This is a genomic window from Prescottella subtropica (assembly GCF_005434945.1).
Lineage (GTDB): Bacteria > Actinomycetota > Actinomycetes > Mycobacteriales > Mycobacteriaceae > Prescottella > Prescottella subtropica.
The window spans coordinates 1-15,623 of sequence record NZ_SKCH01000027.1 but is presented as its reverse complement, the minus strand read 5'-3'; the positions used below and the strand labels follow the sequence as shown (position 1 = coordinate 15,623).

Below are 15,623 nucleotides of genomic sequence, written 5' to 3'. Positions count from 1 at the left end.
CGGAGACCGTCGCCTGTCATGACCATCGTCACACGGTCGACGGCGGGCGCGCTTGGCCGATCGGCACAACCGTCCGTCACGTTTTGTGCCGCGCACACAGCGAGTGGCGCCACTGATTCGACATCTGTCAATATAGACACATGTCGAATCAATCAGCGGTCGCGGACGGGACACTCGCCGACGCCCGGATGTTCAAGGCGCTCGGCGATCCGGTGCGCCTGCAGATGCTCGGGATCGTCGCCGCCCACGAGAGCGGCGAGGCGTGCGTGTGCGACATCTCGGGAGCCTTCGAGCTGTCGCAGCCGACCGTCTCGCACCACCTGAAGGTGCTGCGCGAGGCCGGACTGGTCGAGCACGAGCGGCGCGGCACCTGGGTGTACTACCGGATCGTTCCGGCGGCACTCGAACGGCTGTCTGCGGTGCTGCGTTTCGACGCCGCACCGGCCGTCGCGTCGTCGCGGTGCGCGGAGGTGGCCCCGTGAGCGACACAGCCACCGGACCCGTTGCCGCAGGTAGGCTTTCGACACTCGACCGGTTCCTGCCGGTGTGGATCGGCGCCGCAATGCTCGCCGGCCTGCTGCTGGGCCGGACGATCCCGGGCCTCGGGGACACCCTGAGCGCGGTGGAGATCGACGGCATCTCCCTGCCGATCGCCGCCGGCCTGCTGATCATGATGTATCCGGTGCTGGCGAAGGTCCGCTACGACCGCCTCGACACCGTCACCGGCGACCGGCGTCTGCTGCTCGGGTCGCTGCTGCTGAACTGGGTGCTCGGCCCGGCGCTGATGTTCGCCCTCGCCTGGATCTTCCTACCCGACCTGCCCGAATACCGGACCGGGTTGATCATCGTCGGCCTCGCCCGCTGCATCGCGATGGTCATCATCTGGAACGACCTCGCCTGCGGGGACCGCGAAGCGGCGGCGGTCCTGGTGGCGATCAACTCCGTCTTCCAGGTGATCATGTTCGCGGTGCTCGGCTGGTTCTACCTGTCGGTGCTGCCCGGCCGGCTGGGCCTCGAGCAGACCACGATCGACGTCTCCCCGTGGCAGATCGCGGCCTCGGTCCTGATCTTCCTCGGCATCCCCCTGCTCGCCGGATTCCTGACTCGGCACTTCGGGGAGAAGGCGAAGGGGCGCGACTGGTACGAGTCGACGTTCCTGCCGAAGATCGGGCCGTGGGCGCTGTACGGGCTGCTGTTCACCGTCGTGATCCTGTTCGCGCTGCAGGGTGAGCAGATCACCTCGCAACCGTGGGACGTCGCACGGATCGCGCTCCCGCTGCTCGCGTACTTCGCGATCATGTGGGGCGGCGGCTACCTGCTCGGTGCCGTAATGGGCCTGGGCTACGCCCGCACCACGACCCTCGCGTTCACCGCGGCCGGCAACAACTTCGAACTCGCCATCGCGGTTGCGATCGCCACCTACGGCGTCACCTCCGGGCAGGCCCTCGCCGGAGTAGTCGGGCCGCTGATCGAGGTGCCGGTCCTCGTCGCCCTCGTCTACGTCTCGCTCGCGCTGCGTAAACGCTTCAGCGCCGTGAAGGAGTCCTGACATGCCCAGTGTGCTGTTCGTGTGCGTCCACAACGCCGGACGGTCGCAGATGGCGGCCGGGTTCCTGACCCATCTGGCTGCCGGACGGATCGAGGTCCGCTCCGCCGGGAGCGCCCCCGCCGACCAGGTCAACCCCGCCGCCGTGGCCGCGATGGCCGAGGTCGGTATCGACATCTCGACGCAGAACCCGAAGATCCTCACCGTCGACGCCGTCCAGGACTCCGACGTGGTGATCACGATGGGCTGCGGCGACACGTGCCCGGTGTTCCCCGGAAAGTCCTACCGCGACTGGGTGTTCGACGACCCCGCCGGGCAGGGCCTCGACGCGGTCCGGCCGATCCGGGACGCGATCCGGGTGCGGGTGGAGGCGCTGATCGCGGAGTTGACCGGCGAGAGTTGACCGACCGGGACCGACCGCCGCCGCCGCGGGAGGCTGCTGTACCGAACATCGAGAGGCGTGCGCAGCAACCTCCCGCGGCAGGGTGCCAGGTGGTCAGGACACCGCGTCAGCTGTCGCAGCAGTCACAGACTTCACAGCAGTCACAGCAGGAACTGCCCTTCGGCTGCTTCTTCCTGCCCGGTGCGCCGTCGGCGAGCATCGCCACCGCCATCGCCCCGAGCAGCAGGGGTCGCACCAGCCGGTCGTCCCGCATCCGGATCCGCCCCAGTGCGTCGGCGGCCTGCCGTCCGAGGTGCCGCATCCGCTCCCGCGCCTGTTCGACGGTGGTGCCCGTGGCGTCGAGTGGGTTGTAGACACCGGCGGCACGGTCGGCCTCGAGGTCCTCGACCGCGTCCTGCAGGTGCGCGTACTCGCCGTACATCCGGCCGAGGTCCGCGAGCGCGTCCCGATTCTCCGGCACGCCGGCCAGGTCGGCGGTGGCCGCGAACATCGCGGACACCGCGTCCGCCGTCGGGGCGGTGATCTCCGGTAGCGCCGTCGACCGGGACTCCACCGCGGCCTGCCCGGCGAGCCGGTCGAGCACCTGCGGGACCCCGGCGGCATCGGCGACCCGGTGGTCCCGCCGCGCCTTGCGCGCCCATCGGGTGCCGGCGGCCGCCAGGAGTCCGACGCCCCGCCGCCGCGGTGCCAGACCGGCGCGCTGTTCGGCGACGGTGTCGTCGACCTTCGCGGCGGCCAGCGTGAGGGATGCGGTCGCCCCGAGTCGCACACTGAGCTCGCTCGGCGCGATGACCTGCGGGCGCACGGACTTCCGCAGCGGGCACGGGCCCGCGGTCCGGGTCGCCGCGGTCTCCGGTTGCTGCGCCTCCACCAGCGCGGACAGCAGCACCGCATCGGTGTTCGTCGTCGCCCGGGCGACCTGCCCGGCCCCCGACCGCAGCGCGAGACAGGTGCCGCACAGGTGTGCGCGCCACTGCTCACGCAGTTCCGGGCCCAGGCCCGCAGAACAGGGGTGGACGAGACCGAGCATGACGATTCCTCCCGAACACAGCTACCTGAGCGTGGTTCCCGGAACATCATGCACCGTGACGGTCGCCCTACCCGCCGGACACTCCATCCACCCCGGACACCGTCACCCATTCCAACGCGAGTTCGAGGGGCAGCCTGCGCGTCGACGGATCCCCGCCGAGGAGTTCCTCGATCCGCTGCATCCGATACCGGACGGTGTTCTTGTGGATGCCGAGCCGCCTCGCGGCGGCCTCGTGGTTGCCGTTGCAGCCCAAGACCGCTCGCAGGGTGTCCCGCAGACGCCCGGACGCCGGATCGGCGCCGAGCAGGCCCGCGAGTTCCCGCTCGACGAGGACCCGCGTCGCCTCCGGGCTCGCGGACAGCAGCGACACCACCTCCACGTCGGTGTAGCGGGTGACCGGGGCGCCTGCGACTGCCGTTTCCGCGATCCGCTGCGCCGCCGCGGCTTCGCGGTGGCTGCGCCGGAACCCGTCGATGCCGGGGGCGGTGTCGCCGACCGCGATCCGCACGCCCGCCGGCACGTCGTCGATACCGATGTCCGCGGCGTCGTGCACGATCCACGCCCACACGCCGCGCGCCCCCGACGGCACCGTCAACACCCGCCGGCCGTCGGCCATCCGCGTCACCACCGTGTCGAGGGAGCCGGTGAAGACAGCCGGGTCGTCGATCCAGGCGACGATCGCGGTGTGCGGCAGCCGCAGCGGATACCCGAGCCGGCTCGACGCCTGCGCCTCGTCCCCGACCCCGACCCCGACCCCGACCCCGTCGAGGATCTCGCGGACCGCCTCGAGCCGGGACGCGAACGCGCCCTGCAGCAGTCGTTCCCGCTCGTCGGTGTAGGTGACGGCGAGTTCGTCGAGCATCGTGTTGAGCAGTTCACTGGTCTGCGACCACATCGTGGTCAGCACCTGCAGCACGAATCGCGGATCGAGGTCCTCCTGCTCGAGGAATCCGGTCGCGAACCCGAGCACCGCGCGATGTCCGGCGTGGTAGAGCTGCGACAGCACCCGCAGTTCCAGGCCGCGTTGCGCGACGGTGCGGGCCAGGGCGTGGGCCTCCGCGGACACCGGTGCGGTGACCGGGCCACCCTCGGGCAGCCGGCTCGCATCGAGGAACACCGCCAGCTGGCTGCGCAGCGCGGCCCGCAGGTCCCGATGCAGTTCGGCGTCCGCCGCCAACTCCGGCACGTCCGCGGCGAACGACTCCTCGAGCCCGTCCAGGAACGCGTGCAACTCGTCCGGCGTCCACGTCGAGGCGATGTAGGTCCGCAACCAGATCTCGGCGCGCGACTGCTCCCCCATGCCGCCAACCTAGCCCCGCATCCGCTCCGCAACCAGTCTCAGGCCCGCCACCGTCGCCTCGTGGGGGACGGTGTGCGGGCGGTTGTGGATCAGAATGTGGTCGGCGAGCGCGGCTCCCGGGTCGTCGCGTAGGTCCTCGACCGCGCCGATCGGCCGGGACAGTGCCACCCGCGCCCGGTCCCCGGCGTACCGGCGGTAGTCGCGGACGAGTCCGGCGACGCGTTCGTCCTCGGCGCGGGGTCCGTCCGGGCCGACGGAGCGGCGTCCGACGATCAGGCCGAGCCCGCGGTCGGCGGCGGACCGCACCCCGCCCGCGCTGCCGCTGGTGATCCAGGTGCGTTCCCGTAGACCGGCCGCCGACGGCACCACCGTGTGCCGTTCCCCCGCACCGATACCGTCGGCGGCACCCAGGATGTCGTCGACCGTCCGCCAGAACCGGGCCCGGCGGTCGTCGTGGTCGAGTCCCCACGCCGCCGACGCCCGCGGCGACGATCCGCTCCCGAGCCCCAGTTGCAGCCGACCCGACGTGAGTGCGTCGACGACGGCGGCGTCCTCGACGAGCCGGCGCGGATCCTCGAATGCGGCCGCGATCGACGCGGTCCCCAACTCGATGCGGTCGGTCTCGCGGGCGAGGGCGGCGAGCAGCACCAGCGGACTCGGCATCACGCCGCGCTGGTCGCCGAAGCGGTGCTGCGCGATCCAGAACGAGTCGAATCCGAGGTCCTCGGCGACGCGGGCCAACCGGATCGTCTGCTCGATCGCGACGCCCGGACGCGGGTCGGTGTCCACGTGGCTGAGCACACCCCACTTCACAGCACGACCACCATCGGGCTGCCGTCGATCGGGTGCGCCCGAATGTCGGCCTTCACCCCGTACACCTCGTCGAGCAGTCCCGCGGTGACGATCTCCTCCGGTGTCCCCACCCCCCACACCCGGCCGTCGTGCAGGACCGCGACCCGGTCGCAGAAACGTGCCGCGAGACCCAGGTCGTGCAGGGCGACGACAGCCGTACAGGACTGGGCGCGAACGAGTTTCATCAACGCGTACTGGTGTCGGACGTCGAGGTGGTTGGTGGGTTCGTCGAACAGCAGTACCGACGGCTCCCCCGCGAGCGCCTGCGCCACCAGCACCCGCTGCCGTTCCCCACCGGAGAGGGTCGCGAAGTCGTCGTCGGCACGATCGAGCATCTCGACGGCGTCGAGTCCCGCGATCACCAGTTGGTGGTCGAGGCTGTCGTCGGCGTCGAACAGTCCCTTGTGCGCGGCCCGGCCCAGCAGCACCACGTCGGCGACGCTGAGCGGGAAGTCGGCCGGGGTGTGCTGGGCGACGACGCCGACGGTGCGGCCGATCGCGCGGACCGGGGTGCGCCACACGTCCCGTCCGGCGAGGGTGACGGTCCCGGACGCGGGCCGGATCGCCCGGTAGGCGGTGCGCAGCAGCGACGACTTGCCGCTGCCGTTCGGTCCGACGAGCGCGAGCACCTCCCCCGCCCGGACGTCGAGGGACACGTCGTCGACGAGGGTGGTGTGCCCGGCGCGGACGGTGACGTGGTCGAAGGTCAGCACGATCGCCTCACCGGCTCGTGGTGCGGCGCAGCAGCCACACGAAATAGGGGCCGCCGACGAGCGCGGTGACGATTCCGACGGGAATCTCCTGCGGGATCATCACGGTGCGCGCCACCAGATCTGCGGCGATCGCGAACCCGGCACCGACGACGAGCGCGACGGGCAGTACCCGGCGGTGGTCGGAGCCGACGAGCATGCGGGCGATGTGCGGGATCATCAGCCCGACGAAGCCGACCACACCGGACACCGCGACGAGGACCCCGGTGAGGACCGCGCAGCCGACGATCAGCCCGAACCGCATGCGGCGCACGTCGAGGCCGAGGGCGGTGGCGGATTCGTCGCCGGCGAGGAGCACGTTGAGGTGCCGGGCCAGCGGCATCAGCGCCAGGCACGACACCGCGAGCACGACGACCGGGACGAGCAGTCGGTCCCAGCGGGCGCCGCCGAATCCGCCGAGCGTCCACTGCAGGACCTGCCCGGCGAGGCTCTGATCCGGGGAGGTGAGCACCATCAGTGACGTCAGCGCACTGAGCACCGCCGACACCGCGGTGCCGGCGAGGACCAGCCGGGTCGGTTCGAGCGCGCCGCGGCCGCGGGCCACGACGAGGACGACGAGCATCGCGGCGAGCGCCCCGCCGAATGCGGCGACCGGCAGCAGCACCGCCTGCGCGCCGAGTCCGAACCGCAGCACCGCCACCGCGCCGACCGCGGCGCCCGCGGACACCCCGAGGATGCCGGGCCCGGCCAGCGGGTTACGCACCACCGCCTGAATCGTGGTGCCCACCAGGGCGAGTCCCGCCCCGACCACCCCGGCCAGCAGAACCCGGGGGGCGCGGGCGTCGGCGATGATGAGGTCCTGCGACCGCGTCCAGTCCGGGCTGATCATCCCGGATCCGACGATCCGGTGCCCGAGGATCCGCCACGCCGTCGCCGGGTCGACACCGACCGAGCCGACGAGGATACCCGCGGTCGCGACGACGAGCAGCACGATCGTCGCGATCGCGAGCACCACCCGGAACCGGGTGCGCTGCGCCTGCCCGATCACTCGAAGGCGGCGGGATGGAGCTGCCGGGCCACGTGCTCGACACCGGTGATCGAGTACGGGCCGGGCTGCAGCTGCGACAGCGTGACCGTCGCGAACCGGCCGTCCCGCAGCGCCGGGGTGTCGGCGATGACCGGCACCGACTTCAGGTCGGTGATCTTCTTCTCCACCGACGGCGACCGGTACTCCGGGGTGGTGCCCTCCTCGCGGACGAGGATCACGTCGGGCGCCCGGTCGGCGACCTGCTCCCACGACACGCTCATCCAGCGCTCCGGGACGTCGGCGAACACGTTGACGCCGCCGGCCGCCTCGATCAGCGCGGTCGCCGTGCTGTTGCCGCCGGTGGTCTGTGCCTTGTCCGTGCCCGACGCGTACAGGAACACCGTGACGGGGCGTTCGTCGCCGATCCGGTCGCGGACGGCGCCCAGTCGCTCCCGCAGCCGCGTCACCGACGCCTCCGCCCGGTCGGGAACACCGAAAATATTTCCGACGGTGGCGATCTCGTCGAAGATGCCGTCGATGCCGACGGGCGCCGTCGAGCATCCCTCCGCGTTGAGCCGGGTGTCGACGCCGACCTGCGCGAGTTGCTCGCGGGTGTGCCTGTTCTTCTCGCTGAACCCGTCCGGGTAGCCGGAGTAGACGAAGTCGGGGTCGACGTCGACGAGCTGTTCCATCGTCGGCTGCTCCGACGACAGGACCGGCACCGTCGCGTACGCGGCGGCGTAGTCCGGGGCGATCTCCCGGCCACGCATGTACGCGGTGCCGACCATCCGATCGGCGAGCCCGAGTTCGAGCATCGTCTCGGTGGCGTTCGACGTCAGTGTGACCGCGCGGGCGGGGACGGCGTCGTACTCGGTGGTGACACCGCAGTTGTCGGCGTCGGTGAACGAGTGGGTCCCGTCCGCGGCGGCGGGGTCGTCGGCCACGGCCTGGCCGCACGCGGTGAGGACGGTGGCCGAGCCCAGCAGCAGGGCCGCCAGGACGCGTCGGGACGAGAAGGGGGCAGGACGGAGCACCGAGGTTCCTTTCCGAGGTCGCACGCCTCGAAAGCCGGAGCGGACAGCGGGGCGATCTGACTCGCCGCGACGCATCGTCGCGGCTCACAGTGGCGGGACCGTGCCGGATTCACACCGGACTTCCACCCGTAGCGCTGTCCGAAACATGTTGGACGTCGCGAATACTAGCCGAGACCGGAATGCGCGAGCGCCACGAAGGTCCGGACCCCGAGCATCAGTGCCCGCTCGTCCAGCGTGAACGCCGGCTGGTGCAGGTCCTCGCGGGGCGAGGTGCCGTCCCACACCCCGAGCCGGGCCATCGCCCCCGGCACCTGCTCGAGATACCACGCGAAGTCCTCCCCGCCGCTGGACTGCGACGCCTCGACCAGGTGGTCGTCGCCGACGACCGCACCGATCGCCTCCCGCAGGTCCTCGGTGCAGTCGGGGTCGTTGACCACCGGCGGCACCCCCTGCCGGTAGGACAGTTCGTGCCGGACGTCGTACGGCGCCAGCAGTTGACCGATCGTGCGCGTCACCAGCGGTTCGAGGCTCGCCCACGTGTCCCGGGACGCGCTGCGCAGCGTGCCGACCAGCTCACCCGACTCCGGTACCGAGTTACCGGCCTGCCCGGCCGCCATCCGGCCCCACGTCAGGACCGTCGCGGTGCGCGCGTCGAGCCGACGGTCGAGGACCGACGCCATCCCCGTGACCAGCACCGCGGCGGCGTGGATCAGGTCACCGGTCAGATGTGGGCGGGCGGTGTGCCCACCGGCCGACCACAACCGCACCGTGACCGCGTCGTTCGAGGAGGTGATCGGCCCGGTCCGGGTGGCCAGCCGACCGACCTGCAGATGCGGATCACAGTGCAGCGCAAAGATCTTCGCGACGCCGTCGAGAACACCGGCGGCGATGGTGTCGACGGAGCCGCCGGGTGTCGTCTCCTCCGCCGGCTGGAACACCAGTCGCACCCGCTGCGGCGGCGGAGCCGCGGCCAGCACGGTCGCGGCCCCCAACAGCATCGCAGTGTGGGCGTCGTGCCCGCACGCGTGCGAGACACCCGGAACCGTCGACGCGTACGGCAGTCCCGTCGCCTCCGGCACCGGCAGCGCATCCAGGTCGGCGCGCAACGCCACACACTGCGGTGTGGCCGGGCCGAGATCGCACCACAGTCCGGTGCCGCCCGGCAGTAGGACCGGCGTCAGGCCCAGCGCCCGCAGGTGATCGGCGACGAGTGTCGTGCTGCGCCGCTCCTCGAACGACAGTTCCGGATGTTCGTGCAGATCCCGGCGCCACCCGACCAGTTGCGTGTCGGTGAGCCCGGTGGTGTCGCCGACGACTCCGGGCCGGAACGTCCCGGCGCGGTGGTGGTGCCGGTGCGCGGTGGTGGGTTCCCCGCGCACCGGTTCGACGGCGGCCGGCGGCTCCACCGGCACCGCGAGGGACCGGTCCGCCGTCTCGGCGACCAGCAGGTCGACGACGTCGGTGAGCCGGCCCCGCCGCCGCAGCGCCCGACGCTGCCGCTCCGCCGAGCTGCCGTCGCGCAGCGCGCGGGCGCACAGGTCGGTGACCGTGTCCCAGTCATCGGTGTCCTCGAGGTGCGGCCGCAGCCGGTCGACGAACTCCCCGACCAGGTCGGTGGCGGGCCGCGGAACCGCCCGGTCCACGTCGACCAGCCCGTCCTCGAGACCGGAACGCGCCGCCCGCCACAGGGCCGCCCGCGCCAGCGTCGGGGCGACCGTCGGCGGCGGCTCACCGGCCCGGACCGCGGCCACCTCCCGGTCGACGAGGGCCCGGAACAGGGCCGCGATCAACGCCACCGACTCCACGTGCGGGCAGCTGTCGCACACCCGCAGCTCCAGGGTGGGCCGGTGCGCCGACGGCCGGACGTCGAAGTACACCATCCCCGGATCGGAGATCACCCCACTCGATATGAGGCCGTCGATCAGTGCGTCGTACTCGGACGCCGTCGTCACCTGCGCGGCCGGCCCGGTGCTCGGCCACCGCGGCCACACCAGGGCCCGTCCGCTCGCGTAGCCGGTGTCGGTGCCGTCCGCCCAGAACGGTGAACTCGCGCTCAAGGCCAGGAAGATCGGCAGATACGGGACGACACGGCCCGCCACCCGGACAGCCTCGTCCCGGTCGGGCAGTTCGACGTGCACCTGGGTGCCGCAGATGAGCTGGTCGCGGGCCAGCAGCTGGTACTCGTCGAGCATGTGCCGGAAACGGGGGGACCCGGTCACCTCGAGTTCGGTGGGCACCGCCAGGGGCATCGCCCCGGCCGCGGCCACCCCGACACCGAGGTCGGCGGCCGTGTCGACGAGAAGCCGCCGGTCGGTGACGAGATCGGTGTGCAGGGCGGTCATGTCGTCGACGACGCTGCCGTTGACCTCGACCACGCACCGCTGCAGTTCGGCGACGAACCGGTCCTCCGGCAGCCGCGCCAGCAGTTCCTGCGCCCGTGGAGTCAAACGGCGGGTCCGAGCATCGACGAGGTGGAACTCCTCCTCGACGCCCACCTTCCGGCGGACACTCACCCAGTCAGGCTAACGCCGCAGGCCGGGTTTCCGGAAGGAGCCGGCAACTCCGGGCGGCTAGTGTTCCGGGCGTGAGGGCGATCACCGCGACGTACCGGCTGCAGTTGCGCGCCGGCACGTTCACGCTCGACGACGCCCGCCGCCTCGCCGACTACCTCGGCCGGCTCGGCGTCTCCCACCTGTATCTGTCGCCGATCCTCACCGCGACGACCGGATCGACGCACGGCTACGACGTCACCGACCCGACCACGGTGTCGGCTGTGCTGGGTGGACGGGCGGCGCTGGTGGCGCTGTCGGCGGAGCTGCGCGACCGCGGCATGGGTCTGATCGTCGACCTCGTCCCGAACCACATGGGTGTCGCCCGACCGCACGAGAACCCGTGGTGGTGGGACGTGCTGACCTATGGCCGCCGTTCCGCGTCCGCCCCGTTCTTCGACATCGACTGGCACGACGACAACGGCGCGGCCGGACGGATCGCGCTACCGGTCCTCGACCACGCCGCCGACCTGCTCGGGCTGCGCATCGACCGCGACGGGGACGACCCGGTCCTCGCGCTCGGGGACCGGCGGTGGCCGATCGCGCCCGGCACGGAGGGCGGGCCGGCCGTCGAGGTCCACGACCGGCAGGTGTACCGGCTGGTGCCGTGGCGGGACGGGGTCGTCGGGTATCGCCGGTTCCTCACGGTGGGTGACCTGGCGGCGCTGCGGCAGGAGGATCCGCGGGTGTTCGACGCCACCCACAGCCAGCTCGCGACGTGGGTACGGGACGGCCTCGTCGACGGGGTCCGCGTCGACCACCCGGACGGACTCGCCGACCCCGGCGACTATCTGTGCCGGCTACGCGGACTGCTCGGACCCGATCGGCTGCTCGTGATCGAGACGATCCTCGGACCCGACGAATCCCTGGACCCGACACTGCCCGTCGACGGCACCACCGGATACGACGCGCTCACCGAATACGGCAGCGTGTTCCTCGACCCGGCCGGGGCCGCGGTGCTGGCCGAACTCGCCGGCCGGGCCGGGGCCGCCGGCGACCGGGACTGGCTGCGCGACACAGGCGCCGAGCTGCGGCGGGACGTCGCCCGGACCGAACTGGCGGCCGATGTGGCCCGGCTGGGGCGGACCGTGCTGCGCGAATCACCGGCGTTCTGCAGCCCGGACCTGTTGCGGGACATCCTCGTCGAGGTACTCGCGCAACCGTCCGAGGTTCCGCTCCCCCGCGTGATCGCGGACCTGCTCGAGTCGCGGCCCGCGGCAGAAACCACCCTGACCGCCCTGACCGTCCTCGCCGGGGCCGTCGCGGCCGGCACCGAATCCCGGACCCGGCTGCGGCAGGTGCGCGTCGCGGTCGCCGCGAAGGCCGTCGAGGACCGCCTGTACTACCGGACCGCCCGCCTGGTGTCGCTGAACGAACTGGGTTCGGACCCCGGACGATTCGGCATGTCGCCCGCCGAGTTCCATCTCCGGGCCGCCGAACGGGCCCGGAGACGGCCGAGCACGATGACGACCCTGTCGACGCACGACACGAAACGCGGCGAGGACGTCCGCGCCCGCATCGGTGTCCTCTCCCAGGTGCCGGATCTGTGGATGCGGTGCATCGCCGACTGGGAGATGACGACCCCCAGCCCCGGCGGTGTCACGGGACTGTTCCTGTGGCAGAACATGTTCGGGGTGTGGCCGGTCCACGGATCCGGCACCGCGGCGGCGACGTCATCCGAGTTCCGGGACCGGCTGCACCGGTTCGCCGTCAAAGCAGCGCGGGAGGCCGGTCTGCGCACGTCGTGGACGGCCGTCGACGCGACGTTCGAGACGGCACTGCACGCGTGGATCGACCGTGTCGTCGACGGCCCCGTCGGCCGTAGCATCGACGCGGTGGCGCGGCAACTCGCCCCGCACGGCTGGTCGGATGTGTTGGGGCAGAAGCTGCTGCAGCTGTGCGGGCCGGGCATCCCGGACGTGTACCAGGGCACCGAACTGTGGGAGGACGCGCTCGTCGACCCCGACAACCGGCGCCCCGTCGACTATCGGGTGCGCCGCGACCTGCTGACGTCGATGGACACCCCCGGTGTCGATGCGCCACCGCTCGACGCGTCCGGTGCGACGAAACTGCACGTCACGCGCACGGCGCTGCGACTGCGCCGCGAACGCCCCGACAGTTTCGTCGGCGGCCGCTACCGGCCGATACTCGCCGTGGGCCCGGCCGGTGACCATCTGCTCGGATACGCCCGCGGCCCCGCCGACGGCCCGGCCGACGTCATCGCCCTCGCCACCCGCCACAGCATCCGGCTGACCGAAACCGGTTGGGGCACCACCGCGGTGACCCTGCCGACCGGAAAATGGTTCGACCGGGTCAGCGGCGACGTCCACATCGGCACCGCCCGGCTCGCGTCCGTGTTCGACCGACTGCCGGTGGCGCTCCTGGTGCGACTGGACCGCGGGTGAGCGCTCAGGCTTCCCGGCGTCGCACCGCCGACACCATCCACCGGTCCCCGGGGCGCGCGGGACGCTGCATCGCCTCCGTGGACAGGGTGCGGCCGTAGCGGCGGGTCAGGTCGTCGGTCGGGACCGCGGTGGCGTCCCAGCCGTAGCCGCCGAGCCAGATCTCGGGATCGTCCGGGCCGTTCCAGTTGAGCAGGTCCAGCCATTCCTCGCGTCCGAGCAACCCGTGCTGGAACGCGTTGGGATCGTTGCGGACCGCCTCGACGTCGACGTTCGTGACGGTCGCACCGATCTCGCTGCCGGGCGCCGACAGGTCCCCCACCCGGCGTATCAACCCGTCGACGGCATCCTCGGGCAGGTACAGCAGCAGCCCCTCGAGGATCCACGCGGTCGGGACGTCGGGGAGGAATCCGGCGTCGGTGAGGGCGGCCGGCCAGTCGTCACGCAGGTCGATCGGCACGACGATCCGCGTCGCCGCGCCGGGTGTCGCCGCACCGAGCACCGCGGATTTGAACGCGACCATCTCGCTGGTGTCGAGTTCGTACACGGTGACCGGTTTCGGCCACGGCAGCCGGAACGCGCGGGAGTCGAGGCCCGCACCGAGCAGCACCACCTGCCCGCAGCCGCCGGCCACCGCGGCGAGCACGTAGTCGTCCAGGAACTTCGTCCGCACCGCCATCCACGTCGTCAGCATCTCGCGGCTCGTGTCGTCCATCGCCTCGGTGGACGGCACCCAGCCCGCACTGCGGACGAATCTGCCCGCCCACTGATCGTCGAACAGATGATCGTCACGTTCGGATTCGAATGCTCGTCCCGCGGCGACGAACACCGCCGTCGCACCCACACCCTCGGGTCGGTTCACGACACCTACCTCCTCGCCCCCGCACAGTCGGTCCACCGCCGATTGTCCTCCAGGAAACGCTGTGCGGCCACCGCGCATCCGGTGCATGCTGGGCATGTGCACACCTTCGAGGTCTGGGCCCCGACACCGTCCATGGTGCGCGTCCGGATCGACGGCACCGATCACGACATGGCCCGCACCCCCGACGGCTGGTGGCGCGCCGAGATCGACGTGACGGCCGGGGCCCGTTACGGATTCGTGCTCGACGACGCGCCTGCGGTGCTGCCCGATCCGCGGTCGACGCGCCAACCCGACGGCCCCCACGCCCTGTCGCAGGTGCACGATCTCGATCCGGTCGGCTGGACGGATGCGGAGTGGACCGGACGGCAGCTCGCCGGGAACGTCGTCTACGCGCTGGATGTCGGAACATTCACCGAGACGGGCACATTCGACGCCGCAATCGACTGCCTCGACCATCTCGTGGACCTCGGGGTGGGGTTCGTGGAGTTGTGCCCGGTCACCGACGGCGCCGCCTGGTTCGCCGTCGCCGAGGCGTCCGGCGGTCCGGACGGGCTGCAGCGACTCGTCGACGCCTGTCATCAGCGCGGACTGGCGGTCGCGACCACGGTCGCCCACCACACCGGCCCCGAACTCGACGGCGTCGCCCCCTACCGCGCCGACGGTGCGCTCAACCTGTCCGGGCCGGGCAGCATCGGGGTCCGCCGGCACATCGTCGACAGCGTCCTGCACTGGTTCCGAGACTTCCACCTCGACGCCGTCCGGGTCGAGGACACCCACGCCCTCGTCGACCACGGCGCGATCCACGTGCTCGAGGAACTGTCGATCGACACCCACCGTCTGGCCGCGCATCTGCGGCGCCCCCTGACCCTGGTCGCGGACAGCGCGTCGGGCGACGCGAGGATCGTCACCGCCCGCGCTGCCGGCGGCTACGGCTTCGACGCCCAGTGGGCCGACGACGTCCACCACGCGGTGCATGCCGCGGTGTCCGGGGAACGGCAGGGCTACTACGGCGACTTCGGCTCGATCCGGGCCCTCGCCCACACCCTCACCCACGGCTACTTCCACGGCGGCGCCTACTCGACGTTCCACGGCCGGAACCACGGACGTCCCATGGACATTCGGCATGTTCCCGCCGACGCGATGATCGCGTACACCGGACGCTGCCGGGGCACCGGCGAACACTCCGGGCCGGTACTCACGGCCGGGCAGCGCGCCGTCGAAGCCGCCCTCGTCCTGTGCTCCCCGTTCACGCCGACCCTGTTCATGGGCGACGAATGGGGCACGGGCGCGTCGTCGACGCTCGACTGGACCGAACCCGGCCGGCCCGGGCACGACCGGCTACTCGACTGTCACCGCCGGCTGATCGCACTCCGGCACGCCCGCGCCGACCTCACCGACCCGTGGCTCGAACACCTCCGCATCGAATACGACGAGGACGCCCGGTGGATCGCCCTGATCCGCGGACAACTGCGTGTCGTGTGCAACCTCGGGGACGGACCGGTGGCAGTCCCGATCGGCGGGATCCCCGTCCTGTGGTGGGACGAGCCGCACGTCGACGAGACAGCGTCGGCCGTCACCGTGCCCGGACAGTCGTTCGCGGTCCTGGACACAGCACTGCGGGCTGTTGCTGCGGCATCGCCCGAGAGGCACACGCAGTAACAGCCCGCAGTGGAGGGCGGATTCATATGGTCACAGCAACAAGGTGATCGTGAGGAGGCTGGGATGGCGTTGGGATTGTTGAATCGGCGGCGGTTCGTCCGGCTGATCTGTGGTGGTGTGCCGCAGGGGAAAGCGGCCCGGGCGGTAGGGATGTCACGGCGGGGTGCGCAGTCGTTGTGGTATCGACTCGGGGGTCCACCGCTGCGTCGGGGCCGGGGTGGCGGACTGGTCACCCCGGTCGACGAGGAG

The 15,623-nt window shown here is 71.8% G+C and carries 13 protein-coding genes and 1 riboswitch; of the genes, 5 read left to right on the top strand and 8 right to left on the bottom strand.

Annotation, left to right across the window (positions count from 1 at the left end; translation table 11 throughout):
* The first annotated feature begins 140 nt into the window (after positions 1–140).
* From E0497_RS17810 to E0497_RS17800, 3 genes are read left to right on the top strand one after another with little or no spacing between them, the layout of a single operon-like run.
* Positions 141–482 carry an ArsR/SmtB family transcription factor gene (locus E0497_RS17810; protein ID WP_137726135.1) on the top strand — a complete coding sequence of 114 codons (342 nt, stop codon included), beginning with the start codon at positions 141–143 and terminating at the stop codon, positions 480–482.
* On the top strand, positions 479–1,549 hold the full coding sequence (gene arsB, locus E0497_RS17805; RefSeq protein ID WP_137726134.1) for an ACR3 family arsenite efflux transporter: 1,071 nt from the start codon (positions 479–481) through the stop codon (positions 1,547–1,549). The genes E0497_RS17810 and arsB overlap by 4 nt, the downstream gene beginning before the upstream one ends.
* A 1-nt stretch (position 1,550) precedes the next feature.
* The gene (locus E0497_RS17800) at positions 1,551–1,949 is read left to right on the top strand and encodes an arsenate reductase ArsC (protein ID WP_137726133.1); all 399 of its coding nucleotides are present in this window, start codon (positions 1,551–1,553) and stop codon (positions 1,947–1,949) included.
* A 106-nt stretch (positions 1,950–2,055) separates the two neighbouring features.
* Here the strand turns inward: E0497_RS17800 and E0497_RS17795 are convergent, their stop codons facing one another.
* From E0497_RS17795 to E0497_RS17765, 7 genes are all read right to left on the bottom strand, one after another.
* Positions 2,056–2,979, bottom strand: coding sequence for a DUF5685 family protein (locus E0497_RS17795; protein WP_137726132.1), 924 nt, complete (start codon positions 2,977–2,979; stop codon positions 2,056–2,058).
* Positions 2,980–3,046: 67 nt separating this feature from the next.
* Entirely contained in the window at positions 3,047–4,279 is a 1,233-nt protein-coding gene (locus E0497_RS17790) for a PucR family transcriptional regulator (RefSeq protein ID WP_137726131.1), read from the bottom strand.
* Between the two features lie 9 nt (positions 4,280–4,288).
* A complete protein-coding gene (locus E0497_RS17785; RefSeq protein ID WP_161987441.1) occupies positions 4,289–5,092 on the bottom strand; it encodes an LLM class flavin-dependent oxidoreductase in 804 nt (267 codons plus the stop codon).
* A complete protein-coding gene (locus E0497_RS17780) occupies positions 5,089–5,844 on the bottom strand; it encodes an ABC transporter ATP-binding protein (RefSeq protein ID WP_206663655.1) in 756 nt (251 codons plus the stop codon). Before E0497_RS17780 ends, E0497_RS17785 begins: the two co-directional genes overlap by 4 nt.
* Positions 5,845–5,851: 7 nt before the next feature.
* Positions 5,852–6,889, bottom strand: coding sequence for a FecCD family ABC transporter permease (locus E0497_RS17775; RefSeq protein ID WP_137726128.1), 1,038 nt, complete (start codon positions 6,887–6,889; stop codon positions 5,852–5,854).
* On the bottom strand, positions 6,886–7,902 hold the full coding sequence (locus E0497_RS17770) for an ABC transporter substrate-binding protein (protein ID WP_206663654.1): 1,017 nt from the start codon (positions 7,900–7,902) through the stop codon (positions 6,886–6,888). Before E0497_RS17770 ends, E0497_RS17775 begins: the two co-directional genes overlap by 4 nt.
* Before the next feature lies 1 nt (position 7,903).
* A riboswitch (adenosylcobalamin (AdoCbl) riboswitch) is annotated at positions 7,904–8,055 on the bottom strand.
* 11 nt (positions 8,056–8,066) lie between these two features.
* Positions 8,067–10,415 carry a glutamate--cysteine ligase gene (locus E0497_RS17765; RefSeq protein WP_241665951.1) on the bottom strand — a complete coding sequence of 783 codons (2,349 nt, stop codon included), beginning with the start codon at positions 10,413–10,415 and terminating at the stop codon, positions 8,067–8,069.
* A 71-nt stretch (positions 10,416–10,486) separates the two neighbouring features.
* Here E0497_RS17765 and treY point away from each other — a divergent pair, with 71 nt between their 5' ends.
* Positions 10,487–12,856 carry a malto-oligosyltrehalose synthase gene (gene treY, locus E0497_RS17760; protein WP_137726127.1) on the top strand — a complete coding sequence of 790 codons (2,370 nt, stop codon included), beginning with the start codon at positions 10,487–10,489 and terminating at the stop codon, positions 12,854–12,856.
* A gap of 4 nt (positions 12,857–12,860) precedes the next feature.
* Here the strand turns inward: treY and E0497_RS17755 are convergent, their stop codons facing one another.
* Positions 12,861–13,715, bottom strand: coding sequence for an SAM-dependent methyltransferase (locus E0497_RS17755; protein ID WP_161987440.1), 855 nt, complete (start codon positions 13,713–13,715; stop codon positions 12,861–12,863).
* Positions 13,716–13,811: 96 nt separating this feature from the next.
* Between E0497_RS17755 and E0497_RS17750 the strand changes: the two genes are divergently transcribed.
* Positions 13,812–15,374: a DUF3459 domain-containing protein gene (locus E0497_RS17750; RefSeq protein WP_137726125.1), complete on the top strand. Its 1,563-nt coding sequence runs from the start codon at positions 13,812–13,814 to the stop codon at positions 15,372–15,374.
* Positions 15,375–15,623: the final 249 nt, after the last annotated feature.

What these genes read in the sequence shown, in the direction of transcription:
- E0497_RS17810 (WP_137726135.1), top strand. Translation starts at nt 141, where the DNA reads ATGTCGAATCAATCAGCGGTCGCGGACGGGACACTCGCCGACGCCCGG.
- E0497_RS17800 (WP_137726133.1), top strand. Translation starts at nt 1,551, where the DNA reads ATGCCCAGTGTGCTGTTCGTGTGCGTCCACAACGCCGGACGGTCGCAG.
- E0497_RS17795 (WP_137726132.1), bottom strand. Translation starts at nt 2,979, where the DNA reads ATGCTCGGTCTCGTCCACCCCTGTTCTGCGGGCCTGGGCCCGGAACTG.
- E0497_RS17790 (WP_137726131.1), bottom strand. Translation starts at nt 4,279, where the DNA reads ATGGGGGAGCAGTCGCGCGCCGAGATCTGGTTGCGGACCTACATCGCC.